Origin of the sequence: Singulisphaera photorubra (genome assembly GCF_045290345.1) — a bacterium.
Classification (GTDB): Bacteria; Planctomycetota; Planctomycetia; order Isosphaerales; family Isosphaeraceae; genus Singulisphaera.
In genome coordinates this window covers 9,296,560-9,310,556 of record NZ_CP155447.1, presented here as the reverse complement: position 1 = coordinate 9,310,556, position 13,997 = coordinate 9,296,560, and the positions used below count along the sequence as shown (strand labels likewise).

10 protein-coding genes are annotated in these 13,997 nt (G+C 59.1%); 2 read left to right on the top strand and 8 right to left on the bottom strand.

The window, feature by feature from the left end; translation table 11 throughout:
- Positions 1-179: 179 nt before the first annotated feature.
- Positions 180-1,064: a methylisocitrate lyase gene (gene prpB, locus V5E97_RS34705; protein WP_406696113.1), complete on the bottom strand. Its 885-nt coding sequence runs from the start codon at positions 1,062-1,064 to the stop codon at positions 180-182.
- Between the two features lie 243 nt (positions 1,065-1,307).
- Here prpB and V5E97_RS34700 point away from each other — a divergent pair, with 243 nt between their 5' ends.
- The gene (locus tag V5E97_RS34700) at positions 1,308-3,818 is read left to right on the top strand and encodes a glycosyltransferase (protein ID WP_406696112.1); all 2,511 of its coding nucleotides are present in this window, start codon (positions 1,308-1,310) and stop codon (positions 3,816-3,818) included.
- Positions 3,819-3,881: 63 nt separating this feature from the next.
- On the top strand, positions 3,882-4,172 hold the full coding sequence (locus V5E97_RS34695; RefSeq protein ID WP_406696111.1) for a hypothetical protein: 291 nt from the start codon (positions 3,882-3,884) through the stop codon (positions 4,170-4,172).
- Between the two features lie 779 nt (positions 4,173-4,951).
- On the opposite strand, the gene V5E97_RS34690 is transcribed toward V5E97_RS34695, so the two are convergent.
- From V5E97_RS34690 to V5E97_RS34660, 7 genes are all read right to left on the bottom strand, one after another.
- Positions 4,952-6,112, bottom strand: a complete 1,161-nt coding sequence (locus V5E97_RS34690; RefSeq protein WP_406696110.1) for a hypothetical protein — start codon at positions 6,110-6,112, stop codon at positions 4,952-4,954.
- Entirely contained in the window at positions 6,109-7,176 is a 1,068-nt protein-coding gene (locus V5E97_RS34685) for a hypothetical protein (protein ID WP_406696109.1), read from the bottom strand. Before V5E97_RS34685 ends, V5E97_RS34690 begins: the two co-directional genes overlap by 4 nt.
- Positions 7,177-7,247: 71 nt before the next feature.
- Positions 7,248-8,387: a hypothetical protein gene (locus V5E97_RS34680; protein ID WP_406696108.1), complete on the bottom strand. Its 1,140-nt coding sequence runs from the start codon at positions 8,385-8,387 to the stop codon at positions 7,248-7,250.
- A gap of 19 nt (positions 8,388-8,406) precedes the next feature.
- On the bottom strand, positions 8,407-9,822 hold the full coding sequence (locus V5E97_RS34675) for an MBOAT family O-acyltransferase (RefSeq protein ID WP_406696107.1): 1,416 nt from the start codon (positions 9,820-9,822) through the stop codon (positions 8,407-8,409).
- A 155-nt stretch (positions 9,823-9,977) separates the two neighbouring features.
- On the bottom strand, positions 9,978-11,129 hold the full coding sequence (locus V5E97_RS34670) for an FkbM family methyltransferase (RefSeq protein ID WP_406696106.1): 1,152 nt from the start codon (positions 11,127-11,129) through the stop codon (positions 9,978-9,980).
- Between the two features lie 343 nt (positions 11,130-11,472).
- Positions 11,473-12,837: an MmgE/PrpD family protein gene (locus tag V5E97_RS34665; protein ID WP_406696105.1), complete on the bottom strand. Its 1,365-nt coding sequence runs from the start codon at positions 12,835-12,837 to the stop codon at positions 11,473-11,475.
- 103 nt (positions 12,838-12,940) lie between these two features.
- Positions 12,941-13,810 carry a sulfotransferase domain-containing protein gene (locus V5E97_RS34660; protein WP_406696104.1) on the bottom strand — a complete coding sequence of 290 codons (870 nt, stop codon included), beginning with the start codon at positions 13,808-13,810 and terminating at the stop codon, positions 12,941-12,943.
- Positions 13,811-13,997: the final 187 nt, after the last annotated feature.

Below are 13,997 nucleotides of genomic sequence, written 5' to 3'. Positions count from 1 at the left end.
GCGACCGAAAGTCAAATATAACAACAAGATCGATCATAGCTTTCCTGGTCTGCCCAATAAGCAAAACCCTCAGGATGAGCCGGACCGATTCCAAACCTCGAGACGTGACCGTTCCGAGGACTCATATCCAATGTATCAGAACGGTTGGAGGGGTCAATCGGCGCGCGGCCAGAGATTTGCTAGGAACCACTGGGCTCCCCTGAGAAGTAGCCCCGATCGCGCTTCTCCCAGTCGGTGTAACCGAGCAACTCGTAGAGTTCGGCGCGGGTTTGCATCTGGTCGAGAATTCCGCGTTGGGTACCTGCATTGCGAAGTTCCTTGAGCGTCAGTTCGGCGGCATGCATCGCCGCGCGAAATGCAGTCAGCGGGAACAGCGCGGCCTGGTATCCCAACCCCCCCAGTTCATCGAGCGTGAGCAATGGACCGCGTCCGAACTCGGTCATGTTGGCGATTTTGGGACCCTCGACGCGTTTCGCGAACGAGGCGAACTCCGCCGCCGACTCGAGGGCTTCCGGGAAAATCATGTCAGCTCCGGCCACCCGATAGGCGCGCGCCCGATCGACCGCGGCATCGAATCCTTCGACCGACCGGGCGTCGGTTCGCGCGATGATGACGAAATCGGGGTCGCGACGAGCTTCGACAGCCGCACGGATCTTCGCGGCCATGGCCGAGGTTTCTATCAAGGACTTTCCCGTAAGGTGCCCGCAACGCTTGGGGAGCACCTGGTCCTCGAGGTGAACTCCTGCGGCCCCTGCTTGTTCGAAGAGTTGAATGGTCCGTGCCACGTTGATCGCCTCTCCGAATCCGGTGTCGGCATCGCAGAGCAACGGAAGTGTGGTCGCGCGGGCAATCACGGCGGCTTGTTCCACAAACTCGGAAAGCGACAGCAGTCCGATATCTGGCAGCCCCGCCCAGCCGGCCGAGAGCGCTCCACCCGACAGGTAGACCGCGGAGAAGCCAAGTCGTTCCGCGAGCTTCGCTGTCAGGGCGTTGAAGGCACCGGGAATGGAAATCGGCTGTTCCACCCATGCCGCACGCAGTCGAGCACCGGGAGAGGGCATCATGGTTCCTCAAAATCTCGGACGTCAGAACGGATCGAACACAATTGGCAACCAGCACAGAGACCATGAATCATCGTATCGAAGCGAAGCGCGTGGTCAAATCTGGCGGAATCGCACGCTCAGGAAAGAGGGCATCGTCAGGATCGTGGATCGTCGCGTCTTGGTGTTGACGTAAAGTTGCCATGGAGATAAGTTTCGCGGTCGGTGCCTCACGATGAGGCATGCAACGACAAGGAGGTCGTTCCCGTGAGAATCGGCGTCGACATGCTCGGGGTGCAGTCCCCCCATCACGGCCACCGCGGCATCGGTCGCTACGGCATCAATCTGGTGTCGTCACTTCTGGCCAGGGACGACGGGCACGAGTACGTGTTCTATGTCTATGAATCGCTCTCGGACGAGAGGATTCCTGAGGCAGAGGGCGCGACGGTCCGCATCATCGGCCAAGCTTCCGAGGCGGAAGGTGGAACGGTCACCCAGCGGATGGACCGACTCGTACGGACCAACCCGGATGGGCTCGATCTCCTCCTGGTCCTCAGCCCGTTCGAACCGTGGGACAACTATTGCCCACCGGCTCCTCCACTCAACGGCCTGAAGATGGTCGCGGTCGTGTACGACTTGATCCCGTTCCTCTTCCCCGTCGAGAACGCATACGACCCGATCCTGATGCGTTACTATCGCAGTCTGGAAGTACTGCGAGGGTATGATCTACTGCTCGCCATTTCTGACGCAACGCGTCAAGATATTCTTTCGACTCTGAATATTCCCGCCGAAAGAGTCGTTTCGATCGGCGCCGGCTGCGACCGAAAATTCTTCGTGCCGGATCCGTCACCAACGCCGACCGCGGCCACAAAGGCCGTCTTGCAGGGCCTTGGGATCACCAAGCCGTACGTCTTGAACGTCGGCGGTCTGGTTGACCGAAAGAATACGAGAGGCCTGATCGACGCATTCGGCAGGCTGGAGGAACGACTCAAAGAGCAATACCAGCTCGTGCTGACGTTCTCCTCGGGTGAGTGGGAGATCGCCGAAGTTCGCGAGTACGCCAAGGCGCACGGTGTCGACGGGCCGCTCATCTGGACGAACGAAGTCAGCGACGAGACGTTGCGGATTCTTTACCAGCGCTGTTCCGCGTTTGTGCTCCCCTCGTACTACGAAGGGTTTGGACTGCCGCTTCTGGAAGCCATGCAATGTGGCGCGCCAGTCGTGGCGGGAAACAACTCGTCGCAGATCGAGGTCGTCGGAGACGCCGGCCTTCTGGCCAACGTCAGCGATGCGAGCGATATTGCCGAGAAACTCGAGCGGATCCTGGTGAATCCCGAGTTCGCGCAGACACTTCGGGATCGCGCGGAGGTTCAGTCGCGCCAGTTCAGTTGGGACTTGACTGCCGAACGGGCCGCCAAGGCTGTGGAAGGCCTGGGACGCCGACGGGCGCTGCCCCGCCTCCGGATCGATCGGGCCCATGCGAAGCGACCGCGAATCGCTTACTTCTCTCCGCTTCCCCCGCGCAAGTCGGGAATCTCTGATTATTCCGTTTTCCTGCTCAATGAGCTGAAGAAAACGTACAAGATCGATTTGTTCCACGACATCGGTTACCGACCCGACGTTGCACTTGCGTCCGACGATTTCGAGTGCATCGACGCTCGTGTCTTCGGGCTCTACGCCGGAACAAAAGACTATCACGCGATCGTCTATCAGATGGGTAACTCTCGCTATCATAGTTACCTGTATGAGACGATGCTCCGCCATCCGGGCGTGGCCACACTCCACGACTTCTGCCTGGCCGGATTCCATCTCCACTACGGACACACCCGGGGAATGGAACGCGAATACATCCGCAACGAACTTCTGCTCTGGTATCCCGAGCACGAGGAAGAGATCCGATCGATGCTCAAGAGCGTTGATTGGGATTGGGAAGTCGTGGCGAGAGAATGCGCCAAGCGAGGGTGGTATCTCAATCGCCGGATGTTCGATACCCCCAACGTCGTTGTTGTTCACTCGCCGTGGTGCCTGGCCCAGGTGGCTGCCACTCGACCCGAGCATGCCGAGCGGACGATGGTCATTCCCCACGGGATCTGGCCGAGGCGCCCTTCCAGCGAGGAAAAGGCGGCCATCCGCACGCGGTTCGACCTTCCTCAGGATGCACTCGTCGTGGCCAGTTTCGGGTTCATTCATCCCGATAAGATGAATCCCGAAGCGCTCGACGCCTTCCAGGCGGTCGCGAGGACCAATGAGAAGGCGATGTTCCTATTCGTTGGTGAGGATGCCGATGGCGGAATCGCCCGCCGCCAGGCCGCCGACCTGGGACTTCTCGACCGCGTCCGTTTTCTTGGCCGTCAACCCTGGAATAATTTCACCGACTTGATCGCGGTGACAGACCTGGGAATCAACCTGCGTCTGCCCCCGACCAACGGCGAGACTTCTGGGGCACTCCTCAACATGCTGGCCGCCGGAGTCCCAACGATCGTCACCGATGTGGCGACCTTCTCGGATTACCCTGCGGATGTCGTTCGCAAGGTCCGCTGGGAAACCGAAGGGATCGATGGCTTACGTCGTTCGCTCTTCGACCTCGCGAGCGATGAGACTGAGCGGAAACGCTTGGGTGAAGCGGCCTGGAAGCATTGCGTCGAGCATCACGAATGGCCCCGCGTGGCCGCACAGTACGTCGAGGCGATCGAACGCTCCCACAGGCAACTCGCCGCGGCCGGAAAGAGCTTCCGCGAGAAGCGACTGAGGCGTTCCGGCAAGGCGATCATCGCCTGAAATCTCGGACGGCGCGGGCTGAACTCGCACTTCCTCTTGGGAATCGTTGATCCAGGTGAATTCATGAAACGACTCGTGAAGAAAATCGCAAAGGCACTCTGGCGTAGCACTTTGCCGCTTCGCCGGCCGATTCTGCACAAGTTCGAGAGCTATCTCTCCCGATGCCTTCGCCCCACCGAGCAGTTGCTCTCTGATGAGGCGAACACGCTCATGGAGCATGTCGTGCGAGAGCTCGTCCGCCTCCAACGGCAGGTCGACTATCTCCAGCAAACGGTCGAGGAACTGGCGCCGGAGTCCGGTAGGCTGGCGATCGCTGGTGAGATCGCCCCCGACGAGAAATTGCGAGCTGGCTAACTCGCCTTGTGCGCTTTGGCCGGCATAAACAAAAGCAAAGGCAAACGGGGAGCGCAAGCTCCCTGTCTTTTTTTAACACATCCGAATTCATCCATGAAACAATTCAAATCAACGAATTGCAATTGAAATGCTGGACCCGGCTCATAAGAACCCAGTTTTCGCTGACATGAACCATCGCAACTGAAAATGGGTTTGCCGAATTGTCTTCGCAAGTTCCTTCAACACGAGTCGAAACGGAACCGAACCTTCCACCTGGGCGGGAATCCACCAGGCCCTCGGAAACTTCATCCATCGTCCATCCGGCAAATGACCCTGTCGAGACCGATTGAGCAAGTCGGCAAATGCCGCGATGATGGCGATCGCTCCATCGCGGTTCCGATGCTGCGCATGGCCAAATAGGACCGGCTCGTCGACACCGGACCTACCGACATGATTTCCGGGGCCAGTCGATCAAGGCACCCGCCGGTCATGCTCCCGATTCCATCACCCGACGGAAAACGGCATATGTCGCAGGAGTCGGAGGCGAATATACGCCGAGGGGCCCGTCCGCGCCTTGATAGCGGAAGAGAACCGCCATATTTCAACTGGCTGTCGCCGAAACCGAGGAGATTGCAGGCACGCGAGCGACGCACGACGTCTCGATCCGCGAATTGCCAGTTCGCACCGTGCCGACTGAGGAAGGCGGGGTCGTGATGAAGCCGAGACGTTCGACCACAAAGCTCAGAAACATCACCCCGATCAAACCCCACGGCGTCGTGGGGCGCAGGGAACGTACGCGATCATCGCCGTTTCCTCTGCTCCAGCACTGACTTCAAAGCCAATCGCGATTCCGTGACATCCTCAATCGCGACCCGTGGCAGTTGATCATCAAATGCGGGAATCTTTATCCACGTGGTTCGTTCCGATTTCGATTTCGATTCCGATATCGAGACCTGGAGTGCCTGAGAAACCCCGGCGCTGAGAGCGGCGGCACCGTCGCGATCGAGATGTACCCCATCGACGAACACCGACCGTTCATAGCCCGACTGTCGAGCGTCGAGAACTACCAGGCCGGGGAATCGGGCCTGTTGCTGTTGGACGTAGTCGACAAAGAGTTGTTCATCGCCGCTATGTACCCAGTGCGAGAAGGTCCCGGGAGTGACCGGCGTCAACATCCAGTAAACCTTGATCCCGTGGCTCTGGGCGAGCTCGACGAATCGGTGAAGGTACGTTTCGTTCACCGGATGACAACGCCACGTGCCAGACTTGATCGGATGACTCTCGGGAACGACGACATCGGCGAAGGGTTCGACTTTGGGATTGGCTTGTCCCCCGTCGTTTGTATTCCAATTCCGCCAGAGCGCTGGGGCCACGTCGCGTTGGCCGGTCGGTTTTCCCCCCAGCATGGCCATGACGTGGGCCCTGATTTCATGCCTCTGCCGTACGGAATGTAAGACCGAACGAAGTCCAATCGACGCAACTAGGTTAGGATCCTTCGCCGTCCAGCACAGTTCCGCAGCCTCTCTCGGCTTGAGAAGCTCGACCCAAGGATAGGGCCGAGTCTCCGAGGCGGGACCGTCCCCCAAGATCCCTCGCGCGAAATCGACAATGACCGCCGAGGGACGAGCACCTGTGTCCAGGGCCCGACGGAGCAGGTAGTAGCTCGACGGGGCCGATCCACTCAGTACCGCAAGGCTATACGTCTTCTGGCCCGTGCCTTCGGCGAGCACTCGCGGCAAGAGTCCAAACTTCAGCATACTATCGCCAAAGCAGAGGATTGAGTTCCCCTTGGCCTTCCGCTTTACGATCTTCCCCGTGTACTTCCAACTCACGGCAACGTTGTCCATGAAGTCCAGGTTGCCGCGCATCACGCCAAGTTCAATCGTCGTGACCAGGACGATCATCCCCAACAAGCCAATAGGAACTAAGCCACGCCGGTGATCCCGGGGCACATCGTTCATTGTCGATGTCCTTTGATTGGCACGTGAAGAGTGACGCTGGAATCCAGACGATCGGTCGAGAGGGACTCGGCTCGACTCGTACGAAGGTGGGGCAACTGAGCCCACCGATCCGAAGGGGACGCATCCGCACGGAGTGAGGCCAGAGCGACGGCGATCTCCCGACTAAACGCGTGAGCACCGTGTCGACTCAGATGGAGCGGGTCGACGAATTGCGAGGAATCGTATCCTGAATGGCGAGCATCCAGGACCGTCAGGTTCGGATACTTTGACACCAATGGCTTCAGAAACGACGTATACTTTGCTTCAAGTCCTAACTCGTCTCGGCGCGATTGGAACTTGGGGACAACGGGAGGCAAGAGCCAGACGACCTGGACGCCATTCGCGGTGGCTAGCTCAAGAAAGCGGTGTATGAAATATTCATTGACTCTGTGGCAGGACCAGTTCCGGGGAAAGTAGCCAGGATCGGCCAAATCGACCTCGCCATCGAATGAGGGGCGTTCGGGATGGACATCGGCCCCGAGGTTCGTCTCCCAGACCTCCGCGTGGGCCATGACATCGTTGCGCCGGGATGCGGGTCGGCCTCTGAACGCGGCGACGATATTGCCTCGGACCTCGTCCCGGTCTTTCATGGAAGGAAAAATCCAACGCAGGGCCAACTCCGCACAGAATCCCGCGTGCTTGGCGGCCAATCCGAGTTCGATCGCTTCGGATGGGCTCAACAATTCAGGCCACTGACGCATGTTGTGCCTCGGGCCGGCCATCAGCAGATGAGGAGCGTAGTCAACCAGGACGGTGGATGGTCTCGACTCTGCTTCGATCGCCCGCCGGAGCAAGAAATAGCTGGAAGCAGCCTGCCCACCGCAGAGCGACACGTTATACGCCTTTGCCTCAGTCTGGTCTTGGATTACCCGCGGCAGCACTCCGAACTTCACGAGACTGTCACCAAAGCAAAGGAGCGAGCAAGCAGGAGAGCGCAACCGAACCGTCTTGCCGATCGCCCTCCAGTCATGAATATAGAAGCGAGTAAAATCAAGATGATGACAGGCGATGATAGACTCGACCATGATGATCATCCCGATCATCCCGATCAGCCCGCGAGGGACGCAGCCAGGCATTCGAAAGCACTTTGGCGAGCTCATCGCCGGATCTTCCCAATTTGCAGGAGGTATGCCTGAGACATAGGGATGTCCTCCACCCGGAATGTCGGATTCCACTCCTGATAAGCAGGGAGCGTGACCCACCGATCTTTTGGAGGCTGCTCGGGCAGGGTTCGGAGCAGGTCACCGACCGCCGCACTGAGCGCCAATGCACCTTGTCGATCGAGGTGGGCCGCGTCGAAGAAGACATTGGGGGCAAACTGGGAGTATTCCGCGTCGAGCACTGTGAGGCTGGGAAATTCGGCCATCCATTGACGCACGAAAGCGGTATAGAGGGCGACATTATTCGCCTGCTCCCGCTTGGCTTGAAGCTCAGGCGTGAACGGTGGTAGTACCCAGTAAACCTGGATGTTTCGCGAACTTGCCAGTTCGAGAAATCTCCGGATATAAGACTGGTTTACGGGCGTGCAGGCCCAGGACTTACCGAAGAAGGCGTCCTGATACTGTCCGCCAACCTGGCCTTTGAAACCTCCTACACCCGGCATGATGTACGCGCCACGGTTGACGTTTCGATTTCGCATCGCCGTGAGTGTGGACGTCCAATGAGTGACGTTCTCGCCGGCCAAAGCCGCAAGCACCATGGTCTGGATCTGCGATCGATCCTTGACCGAGGGGACGTTGTGGGCGAGGACCGTCGCCCCGAAGAACGTCGCGTCACGAGCAGACCAGGCGAGATCGAACGATTCCTTGAGATTCAACAATTCAGGCCAGAACCCCTTCGCGGTCCAGGGATCCGCTTGAAGCGTCGTCGGATGATATTCGACGAGGATTGATGTGGGCCTGGCGCCCGAATCGAGCGCTCGTTTTAGTAAGAAGTAGGCTGCCGGAGCCTGTCCCCAGCATACCCCGAGATTCCAGGTTTTCAGGCCACTCTGGTGCTCGATCACCTTCGGTACGATCGACTGCTGGATTCGGCTGGTTCCGAAGCAGAGGACATTGCAGTCTTGTGTCTTTGCTTGTGCATTTCTGCCGGTCAACTTCCAATCCCAGAAGTCGGACCGGGTATAGTCGAGATCATGTCTCGCGACATAGGACTCGATCACCCCCAACAGCAGGAGCATTCCCAGCAGGCCGCCCGGGAGGGCCGAGCCGCGCTGGCGGAGAGACAGCGAGCGCATTGCGGTCCTCTTGATCCGGTTAGAACTGGAAGTAAATGAACTGGCTCCCACCGAAATTGCCGCCCAGAACGAACGCATAGAAGCACGCCGTGTAGAAGACGCTACGGACGTACCAGGGCGTGCGGAAGACGACATCAAGATCCTTCGAGAGGAACTGGACGAACTGGACGAGCAAGAGGGGGAGAATACAGACCGAGACCGGGAGGATGTAAGCCGATGCCGGGATGGCGGCTTTGAAGACGATCGCTCCGAGCATTCCCTTGACCTGGGCAATGGAAGTGGCCCGGAAGATCAACCAGCCGAAGCAGACCAGGTGGAAGGTGACGAAGATTCGCAACGCCTTCCAGCAGGCGCGGTCCACCAACTCGGTGGGATGGACTCGATCCAGGAGCGGTCGTGCGAGTCGATGAGCGACGAGCAAGGCCCCTTGATAAAAGCCCCAGAGAATGAACGTCCACGCCGCCCCATGCCAGAGACCACCGATAATCATCGTCAGCATCAGGTTGCGATAGAGCTTGACCTGACTCCCCCGGCTTCCTCCCAAAGGAATGTAGAGATAGTCACGCAACCAGGTGGAAAGACTGATATGCCAACGGCTCCAGAAGTCTTGCGGGCTGGTGGCGAAGTAGGGAAGGTTGAAGTTCAGGGCCAACTCAATACCGAGGCACTTCGCGATTCCTCGCGCGGCATCGGTGTATCCCGAGAAGTCGCAATAGATCTGGAAGGCGAACGCGTAGATCGCGATCATCGCCAGACCGCCGTCGATCGTTTCCCACCGATTGAACAGGTCGTTCACGATCCCCGCGAGATTGTCGGCGACGACCACCTTCTTGGTCAGTCCCCAGAAAATCAGGTAAATCCCCTGATAGAACTGCTGGAGGTTGAATCGTCGAGGCTTCTCGATTTGGGGCAGAAGCGTTGTCGGACGCATGATCGGTCCGGCAACCAAGTGGGGGAAGAACGAGACGAAGGCCGCGAATTCGACGAAGTTTTTCGTCGGCTTGATGTCACGCCTGTAGACGTCGATGACATAGCTCATCGACTGGAACGTGTAGAACGAGATGCCAATTGGCAAGACCACGTTCAACTGGGCCAAGGGAACGGAAATTCCGCCTCGTGCCAAGGCGGCCTGAAGGCTTTCTGCGAAGAAGTTGTAATATTTGAAATAACCAAGCATGCCGAGGTTTAGCACCATGCTGATCGCGACAAACAGCTTACGTTTTCTTGGTGTCTCAATGCGATCGACAGCCAGTCCACAGGCATAATCCATCACCGTCGAAAGGAGCAGCAACGAGACGAATCGCGGATCCCAGCACGAGTAAAAGTAGTAACTCGCGGCCAGGATCAGGTAGTTCTGCGGCTTGTGTGGAAGGATCCAGTAGAGCGGCAGGAGGATCGCGAAGAAGTACGCGAAGTGGAACGTATTAAAGAGCATGCTTCATCCTCGTCCTTGAGGAGTCCTGGTCTCGTCGAGATCTCGGCCGTTTGCCCGAACGCTCGACAACGCCCGCGCATCTCGCGCATCCTAATCGAACGAATCGGCAGGACCGACCCTGACCCTTCACTGAACTTTACCAAATCACGAGGTGCTCATCCGAGATGCGTGCTCGCATTCGAAGGCTTGTGGGCTCTACCGCGGCTCCGAAAGAATGGCCTTCGGATGGCTTCGATCCCTCGATGGCAGCCAATCCACCAATCCGGGCGAGCGGTCGGTAACGTGATTGTCGCGGCAGCCTCCCGGACGTCCTGGCACTTGTCCCGCCGAAGCAACTCCACGATCTCGTGAACTCGCCTCGAGGCGAGTATCTCCGAGCCCGCACTGGTGAGAGTCCGGGAGATATAGAGACGCTCGGAGTCGTGCTCGGAATGGGCCGAGTGAACGATGCGGACCACAACCTCTTTGTACGTGAGTGGACGGTCTATACGGCAACCATTCAGGACTGGACTCAATCGTTTCAGAGCCAGATAGTCGACGCATGTGATCGGTTGAAAGTCCCCCGGTTGAACCGGGCAGAGCCGACCGGCTTCGATGAGGTAACTTCGGTAACCGTAGCCCTCCAGCAGTTGTTTCAGACGCGTCGGTGACTCGTCGAAAAAACGCAGGGTATGTCCATTTGATTCTACGAAGACGGTGGGAGCATTCGAGGCCGAGAGGAGCCGAGGCATTCCCTGAAGTCCGGCGATCTCTGAACCTTCAATATCCATTTTGAGGAAATCGACTCGATCCCAGCCCCGTTCCGCCAGCAGGTCGTCGACTCTCAACGCGGGGATCGAAACTGAACTTCGGCCCACCCCGGCGGCTCCGACGTAGCCGTACGGCCCTGCCGGGGAGAATTCGAGCGTTCCTGACCGATCACTCACCGCGGCGTTGACGAGGTGGACTCGACCGAACCGATTCTTTTGAAGGCTTGCTCTCAGGAGCGAGACGTTTTGCGGAGAGGCTTCGACTCCCATGACCTCATACCCGAGCGCCGCCGCTGCGAGCGTGAAGGTGCCGATATGAGTTCCCAGGTCGAGAACGCGCCCCCCTCGAGGCGTCGTTGCCTGCAAATATTCAATCGCTGGCCGGGTCGACGATGGAAAACGACCCGCCGCAAGGTCGAGACTGATCGAATCAAGGGCTCGGGCGTCGATCACCGCGGAAAAGGTGAGGCCGGGCTGCACCCCGATACGGTCAATGACTCGAATGCGGTTCGATTCGGAGAAATGTGGCTCGTGAGTGGAGTCTGAACATTCATCCATGAATGAGCTCGCTGCGCCGAGGAATTCGTCCGATCGGCTGAGTCCTGCTTTAAAACCTCACGCGACGGGTTGTTCGGAGTCTTACCTCATCAAGCCATTTTGCACAATTCCGAATCCCCTTCGCTCCGATGGTGAACGACTGATCAATCAGGCCGGAGGTCGAGGAGGCGAGCCGCGAATGTTGGCGCCCGGCTGAGGTTAGGGAGAGGAGGTAGACCATGCCCACGGGGTGGCCCGCTTCGTAAAGCGTGCGGACCGGGAGCTTGCACTCCCGGCTCGCATCAAGATGATCCAACCGACCAGGCGGCTTTATTGAGCAACGGGTGAGGAAATTCGCCAGTGCTTAATGAGCGCTGAGGAGGAAAATCGACTCGTGCGGTTTGGGGTCAGACTCGAGCCGCGAAAGTTGGTTCCAGATCTTTTCAGCTTGCGCGACACCGAGTGCCGGGTCGACGAGGCCATGAAATTTCAGAGCGAGTTGAGCATCCGTGAGCGGATTCTTGTCGTGCCCGGGCGGAAACGCGACTTCCGACTCGAGGACCGAGCCATCTTCGAGGCTGATGCGCACTCGGTTAGGGATCCCGGCGGGATACCCAGCCGTCAACTTCGGGTCCTCGACGACAGTGGTGCGAGAAACGAGGTCGAGCAGGGCAGGGTCGGAAAGGCGCTCAGGGAGGAATTGCCGGGCCGAGACTTCCCCATCCAGGAGAGCGACCACAGTGCAGTAGGGCAGGCTGTGATCCGCGGTCTCACGCGTCTTCGGCCGCCACTTCTCGGGATCCTGGCCAATAATTTCAACCGCGGTGCGGAACGTCGCGATTTCAATCGAGCGAATCTTGGTCAGGTCGCCGATTTTAGAGCGGAGTTCAAACGCGGCCGCGATGGCGGACTGACTGTGGTACTCGGCGGGAACGAACTTGATCGAGGTCTTGGGGAGCATCCAGTCGTCCGCCGACGGCCCCCCCAACTTGGGAAGTTCGAGCGGGCCGGAGACCTGCTGGCAAAAACCCATATCACCTTCGAACAAGGGGGCCGGTCCTGACATCCCTTCTCGGGCGAGCATTGCGGCGAAGACGCCGTTGCGTGCGGCGTGGGCGAAGGCGCATCCCTTCCACATCGACAACTCACCTGCGCGAGTCAATCGGAGCGCGGTCCCGGTCGTCCCCGCGATCCCCAGGGCGTGAACCGCCTGGGCATGGGAGAGACCGAAAAGTTTCGCCGCGGCCAGGGACGTGGAGAGCGAGCCGTAAGTCGTGTGATCCCATCCTCGCGCCCGGATGCTGGCGGCATCACAGAGGCGGCACTGGACCTCGTAGGCGATGGCCGCCGCGGTAATCCAGGCGCGACCATCCGCGCCGACTTCTTCCCCGGCCGCCATGACCGCGGCCCAGTTATCGCTGGGATGTGCTGGCTCGAGCGAGAGATAGGTGTCGTTGCAGTCGAGGTAACGGATGTGGACCCCGTTCGAGAACGCCGCCCAGTCAGCCGAAGCGCGTCCGCCGCCAAAGAGGGCGGAACCGCGGTCGCCACCGACCTTCGCGGCCACTCGTCGCGCAATCAACGGGGCTTCCTCTTCGAGAGCCCCAGCGGCACAGCCGAACGCGTCGAGAAGGCGCCGCTTTGCCTCGAGAATGACCACTTCGGGCAGGTCATCGAATCGTGTCTCGAGGGCAAACTTCACGAGCCGATCGGCCAGGGTCTCGCTCATCAGTTCGGCATCCAAAAAATGTGGGAACCAGGGTTGTGACAACTGATGGTAGTGTAGCCGTTTCAGGCCGCGGGGTCGAGCAAACTGGTCGGTCGGACACCGCTCACGCAACGGATTGCGACGAGCCGAACCCGAAGTCTCCTGACTTGGCCGTCACGATTCTCGCCCAGTTGTGAGAGGCCCTTCGCGAATCGAGCGTGCGATCGGGATTGCAGACGTAACCGAGTGCCGAAAAGACATCTTGATGGGCCGCGGCAATCCGCTGAGCCACGTGCGCCGTGAGGAGTGTTCTCCAAAGCCCTGGTTTTCCTGGCCAGATGTGTCTTGCGGTAATCGGGTTGCGAAAGCGAGGCATCGCACACGAGGTGACTGCGCCGTCGAACCCAATCGAGGGCGAAGTTCCCAGAGATTTTGCTATCTGCAAAAGCTGCCGTTTTGGATTCCGGACCAGATCCTCATACCGGATCCGATGAACCCCTTGCGCGGTCCACCATTGGGTACTCACCGCGAGCAGCGCCTTGGCACGTCGACTGGTCGCATACCGAATGAACGCCTCGCTCTCAGGTGAGACTCCGAAGATGGGCCGTTCATCTCCTTCTTGCCCGGAAAGCCAGCCAAGAGAGCCTTCACAGGGCGCGTAGCGCAGGATCGAGATGAGCACGTCCAGCGGGTGCCGTGCCAGTGTAATGGTGAAGAAGCGGTGCTGCTTCCAGAGCGTCGGCAGTGGCTCGACCCGATGCCAGTGAGTCATGATGATGCATCGGTCGGGGAGGTTGCGCCACGGAGCATCGAGCGGATTATAGAGGGCGAGTTCGCCGTGTTCACGGGTCGCACACTCGTAGGCGTGATCCAGCATGTTGCAGAGCCAGGTGTTGCCCGACCGGGGCGTGCTGACAATCGCGATCCGCGCCTCACCCGGCAGGTTCGCATGACGTGCACCGGAAAACCGCTGAATGATCGGTTGAAAGAACATGGCTCGTGCGTTCCCCTCATCGCGGCGAGTCCTCGACGCCTGGCCGGGACGTCTCGCCACGGGGCAACTAGCAAAATTTGCGCCGTCTTTCGATCAGACCACAATCGTCTTCCATTCGAGGGAACTCTGCAAGAACTAAGAGACTGTAGCAAGGATAACAGGATCTCGTTCGCACGCTCCGGGTGGG